At 72.2% G+C, this 5314-nt stretch carries 5 protein-coding genes; all 5 read left to right on the forward strand.

What is annotated here, in order from left to right; translation table 11 throughout:
• Nucleotides 1-1122, forward strand: a 1122-nt coding sequence (locus ACY45C_RS14840) for a UDP-N-acetylmuramoyl-tripeptide--D-alanyl-D-alanine ligase (protein WP_462188190.1), incomplete at its 5' end; no start/stop codon positions are given.
• A gap of 49 nt (nucleotides 1123-1171) precedes the next feature.
• Nucleotides 1172-2239, forward strand: coding sequence for a phospho-N-acetylmuramoyl-pentapeptide-transferase (gene mraY, locus ACY45C_RS14845; protein WP_462188191.1), 1068 nt, complete (start codon nucleotides 1172-1174; stop codon nucleotides 2237-2239).
• Nucleotides 2240-2243: 4 nt separating this feature from the next.
• Nucleotides 2244-3641, forward strand: a complete 1398-nt coding sequence (gene murD / locus ACY45C_RS14850) for a UDP-N-acetylmuramoyl-L-alanine--D-glutamate ligase (RefSeq protein WP_462188192.1) — start codon at nucleotides 2244-2246, stop codon at nucleotides 3639-3641.
• A 2-nt stretch (nucleotides 3642-3643) separates the two neighbouring features.
• Nucleotides 3644-5200 carry a putative lipid II flippase FtsW gene (gene ftsW, locus ACY45C_RS14855; RefSeq protein ID WP_462188193.1) on the forward strand — a complete coding sequence of 519 codons (1557 nt, stop codon included), beginning with the start codon at nucleotides 3644-3646 and terminating at the stop codon, nucleotides 5198-5200.
• Nucleotides 5201-5203: 3 nt separating this feature from the next.
• Nucleotides 5204-5314, forward strand: a 111-nt coding sequence (locus tag ACY45C_RS14860) for a glycosyltransferase (RefSeq protein WP_462188197.1), incomplete at its 3' end; no start/stop codon positions are given.

Genomic DNA, 5314 nt, shown 5'->3' on the forward strand with positions numbered 1-5314 from the left:
GTCCGTGACCTGGCCGCCGCCACCGTGGTCGCCGTGACCGGGTCGGCGGGCAAGACGACGACCAAGGACTTGCTCGCCGACGTGCTGGCCGGGCTCGCCCCGACGGTGGCCGCGCCCGGCTCGTTCAACAACGAGATCGGACTGCCGCTGACGCTGCTGCGCACCGAGCCGGACACGGCGTTCGTCGTCTTGGAGATGGGTGCCCGCGGCCCGGGGCACATCGTCACCCTCTGCGCGGTGGCCCGCCCGGCGGTGGGGGTGGTCCTCAACGTCGGCAGTGCCCACCTGGGCGAGTACGCCGACGGCCGGCTGGGGATCGCCGCGGCCAAGGGCGAGCTTGCCGAGGCCGCGAGCGAGGCCGTCGTGCTCAACGCCGACGACCCGCTGGTCGCGGCGATGGCGGCTCGGACGACGGCCGAAGTGATCACTTTCGGGGAGGGCGGACGGGCCGACGTGCGGGCCGGTGCCGTCGATGTCGACCGGCTGGGCCGCGCCTCGTTCGACTTGCTGGCGTACGGCGAGCACCACCGGGTGGCCCTCGGGCTCGCCGGCGCGCACCAGGTGCCGAACGCGTTGGCCGCGGCGGCCGTCGCGATCCGGTTGGGGCTGTCCCCGGATCGGGTCGCCGCGGCGCTGTCCGCCGCCCGTCCGCGCAGCCGGTGGCGGATGGAGGTGACCACCACTGCGGCCGGGGTGGTGGTCGTCAACGACGCCTACAACGCGAACCCGGAGTCGATGCGGGCGGCGCTGAAGGCGTTGGTGGGCATGCGGGGGAAGGGCCGGGCGTTCGCGGTGCTCGGTCCGATGGGGGAACTCGGTGACGCCGCCGCCGCCGAGCACGACGTGCTCGGCCGGTTCGCGGTCCGCCTCGGGGTCGATCGACTGATCGCGGTGGGTCCGGCGGCCCGCCGCATCCACCTGGGCGCCTCGCTGGAAGGCTCCTGGGATGGGGAGTCGGTGGAGGTGACCGACGCCGACGAGGCGGTGGCCCTGGTGGCCGCGCAGGCCGGACCGGACGACGTGGTACTGGTCAAGGCCAGCCGGTCCTTCGGTCTGGAACGCGTCGCCGAGGCGTTGGTGACCAGATTCGGCGTCCTCGGCGCCGGGATCGAGGGGACATGACGGCGGACGGCTGGCTCCACACACGCGGACCCGCGCGGGTGACGCACGCGTGAGAGGCGTTCTTATCGCGGCCATGGTCGCGTTGGTCGTGTCGTTGCTGGGCACACCCTGGGTGATCCGGCTCTTCCGCCGGCAGGGATACGGCCAGGAGATCCGCGAGGACGGGCCGTCCAGCCATCTGACCAAGCGGGGCACCCCCACGATGGGGGGCACCGTCATCATCGTCGCTACCCTGGCCGGGTACTTCCTGGCCCACCTGGTGACCGGTATCGGGTTCACCGCGTCGGGTCTGCTTGTGCTGATGGTGATGACCGGACTCGGCCTGGTCGGCTTCCTGGACGACTACATCAAGATTCGTAAGCAGCGCAGCCTCGGGCTCACCGCCCGGATGAAGTTCACCGGGCAGGCCGCGGTCGCGATCGTCTTCGGCCTGCTAGCCGTCCGGTTCAAGAACGACGCCGGGCTGCTCCCCGGCTCGACGTACATCTCGATCGTGCGGGACACGAGCTTCTCCGTCGGCATCATCGCCTTTCCCCTGCTGGCCTGGATCATCATCGCCGCGACCTCTAACGCGGTGAACCTCACCGACGGCCTCGACGGCCTCGCGGCCGGCACCTCGGCGATGGTGTTCGGCGCGTACGTCATCATCTCCTTCTGGCAGTTCGGCAACCTGTGCGAGCCGCACGCGGCCGAGGCGGGCTGTTACCTCGTGCGTGATCCCCTCGACGTCGCGCTGGTCGCGGCGGCGGCGATGGGGGCCTGTTTCGGGTTCCTGTGGTGGAACGCCAGCCCGGCGAAGATCTTCATGGGGGACACCGGGTCGCTCGCGCTGGGCGGCGCCTTCGCCAGCATCGCGATCGTCAGCCGGACCGAGTTGCTTCTCGTCGTCCTCGGCGGCCTGTTCGTCATCGAGACCCTGTCCGTGATGATCCAGGTCGCGTTCTTCAAGGCGACGAGGAAACGCGTGTTCAACATGGCGCCGATCCATCACCATTTCGAGCTTGCCGAATGGCCCGAGACGACGGTGATCATCCGATTCTGGATCGTCTCGGGACTCGCGGTGGCCTTCGGCCTGGGCCTGTTCTACGCGGAGTTCCTCTCCCACGGAGGTGGCTGACGCCATGACGGGCGACGGCCAGGGCCCGGGCGACCTCGCGACCCCGACCTCCTGGGCGGGTCTGCCCGTGCTGGTCGTCGGGATCGGGGTCTCCGGGCTCGCCGCGGCTCGGGCACTGCTTGCCCGCGGCGCGCGGGTCCGGGTCGTCGACGCCGACGACTCCCCACGTCACCAGGGTGCGGCCGCGACGCTGCGGGCGCTCGGGGCCGAGGTGGACCTCGGCGGCCTGCCGGCCGATCCCGGGGACAGCACGCTGGTCGTCACCTCGCCCGGCGTCCCGCCGACGGCCCCGCTGATCATCGGGGCGGCCGGCGCCGGGATCCCGGTCTGGGGGGAGGTGGAGCTCGCCTGGCGGTGGCGGGGTGGGAGCCGGTGGCTCGCCGTCACGGGAACGAACGGCAAGACGACAACCACCGAGATGCTCGGCGCGATGCTCGCCGCCGGTGGCCGGCGATCCACCACCGCCGGGAACATCGGGACCCCGATCGTGGACGCGGTCGCCGCCGAGCCGCCCTACGAGACCCTCGCGGTGGAACTGTCCAGCTTCCAGCTCCATTACACCCACACCATGGCCCCCCTCGCCGCGGCCGTGCTCAACGTCGCCCCCGACCATCTCGACTGGCACGGGGGCGCGGCGGCCTATGCGGCGGCGAAGGCGAGGATCTGGCGTCGTCCCGGGACGACCGCGATCGGCAATGCCGACGACGCCACCAGCGCGGACCTGCTCGCCGCCGCTCCGGGGCGGCGGGTCCTGTTCGGTCTCGACCCGGCGGCCCGGCCGCGGCCCGGCCTGACCGTCGTCGACGGCCATCTCGTCGACGACGCCTTCGGCGGCGGGCGGCTGGTCGCCGTCCGCGACCTCGCGCTGACCAGCCCGCACATGATCTCCAATGCGCTGGCCGCCGCCGCGCTCGCCCGCGCCGAGGGCGTTGGCCCGGCCGCGATCGGCACGGCGATTGTCGCCTTCCGGCCCGGCGCCCACCGCAACGCCGAGGTGGCCGTCATCGACGGGGTCCGCTGGGTGGATGACAGCAAGGCGACGAACCCACACGCCGCTGCCGCGTCGTTGGCCGGCTACCCCTCGGTGGTATGGATCGCGGGCGGCCTCAACAAGGGCCTCGCCTTCGACGATCTCGTCCGCGACGCGCGCCGGGTGCTGCGCGCCGCGGTCCTCATCGGGCGCTGCGCTGATGAGATCGCCGCCGCTCTCGCCCGACACGCCCCCGATGTCCCCGTGGAACGGGCTGACGGCATGGACGATGCGGTGAAGGCTGCGGCGGCGTTCGCGACCACCGGTGACACGGTGCTCCTGGCACCGGCCGCGGCCTCGATGGACATGTTCCGGGACTACGCGGCGCGCGGAGATCTGTTCGCGGCGGCGGTCCGCGCACGAGAGGGGTAACCGTGGCGGGGTCGGGAGCGTCGTCGCCGCCGTCCACCGGGACGTCGGCGCGGCCCGCGCGGGCGGCGCGGGCGGCGCGAGGGCCCAAAGCCGTGCGAACCGGCTCCGCGGCCGAGCCCGACTCCGCCGGTGGGGGAACCGGCGCGGCGGACGGGGCCGAAGCACGGCTGCCGCTGCTCGACCGGCCGTTGGCGTCCTACTACCTGCTGCTGTCCTCGGCCGGTCTGCTACTGGTGCTCGGCCTGGTCATGGTCCTGTCGGCGTCGAGCGTGCGCTCCTACGCCGACTCCGGCTCCTCCTACACGCTGTTCATCCGGCAGGCGATCTGGGTCGCGATCGGTCTGCCGGTGGTCGCCGTTGCCTCCCGGCTGCCCGTGCGGGTCTTCCGCGCCTTTGCCTACCCGTTGTTGCTCGGGACCGTGCTGATGCTGATGGTGGTGCTCATCCCGGGTATCGGCAGCGTGCGCGGTGGCGCCCGTCAGTGGATCGTCGTCGGGCCGATTACGATCCAGCCCAGCGAGTTGGCGAAGATCGCCCTTGTGCTGTGGTGCTCGGATCTGCTGGTCCGCAAACGGCGGCTGCTGTCCGACCCCAAACACCTGCTCGTTCCGCTGGTCCCGGTGTTCCTGTTCATCGACCTGCTGCTGCTGCTCGAACCGGATCTCGGCGGGGCGATCTGCGTGACCGTCGTGCCGTTGACCGTGCTGTGGGTGATCGGTACCCCGATGCGCCTCTACACCGGGATCCTGGGATCGATGGCCGCCGCGGCGGCGGTCCTCGCCGTGGTCGAGCCCTACCGCATCCGGCGCCTGCTGTCGTTCACCGATCCGTTCGCCGACGCGCACGGCGACGGTTTCCAGGCTGTGCAGGGCATCTATGCCCTGTCGACCGGCGGCTGGTGGGGGGAGGGCCTCGGCGCCTCCCGGGAGAAGTGGCCGCAGTTACTGCCTGCGGTGCACACCGACTTCATCCTCGCGATCATCGGCGAGGAACTCGGGCTGGTCGGCAGCTTGGTGGTGGTGGGTCTGTTCGGCGTGCTGGGATACGCGGGACTGCGGATCGCGCACCGTTGTGACGAGCTGTTCGTCCGGCTCGCCGCCGCAGGGGTCACCGCCTGGATCCTCGTCCAGGTGATGGTCAACATGGGTGCCGTCGTGGGTCTGCTGCCGATCACCGGCGTCACCCTTCCGCTGGTGTCGTTCGGTGGCTCCGCGTTGCTGCCGACCCTCGCGGCCCTCGGCATGCTGCTCTCCTTCGCCCGGTCCGAGCCGGCCGCGGCCGAGTTCTTGTCCCGACGGGCCGAGGAACGCCACGCCGCGCGCCTCGCCGCGGCCGGCCGGCGCCGCCATCGCTGGCGGGGCCGCCGGGGCCGCCGGGGCCGCCGACCGGACCTCGGCCTCGTACCGGTCGACGGCGCGCGGTCGGGTCCGGTGGGTCCGGTGGGTCCGATGCCGGAGTCCGGGTCGGGGCGTTCGTCGGGGCGCATATCATCCCGCGTGCGGGCTCGGGTGACCGGGACCGGGCTGCCCGGGAGACGGCGTGATGTGTCATCGTCTTGACCGATGTTGCGAAGCGTAGTGCTCGCCGGCGGCGGGACAGCCGGCCACGTGGAACCCGCACTCGCCGTCGCGGACGCGCTGCGGGCGACCGACTCCCGGGTGCGGCTGACCCTG

The sequence above is a fragment of the Frankia sp. CcWB2 genome (assembly GCF_977927585.1).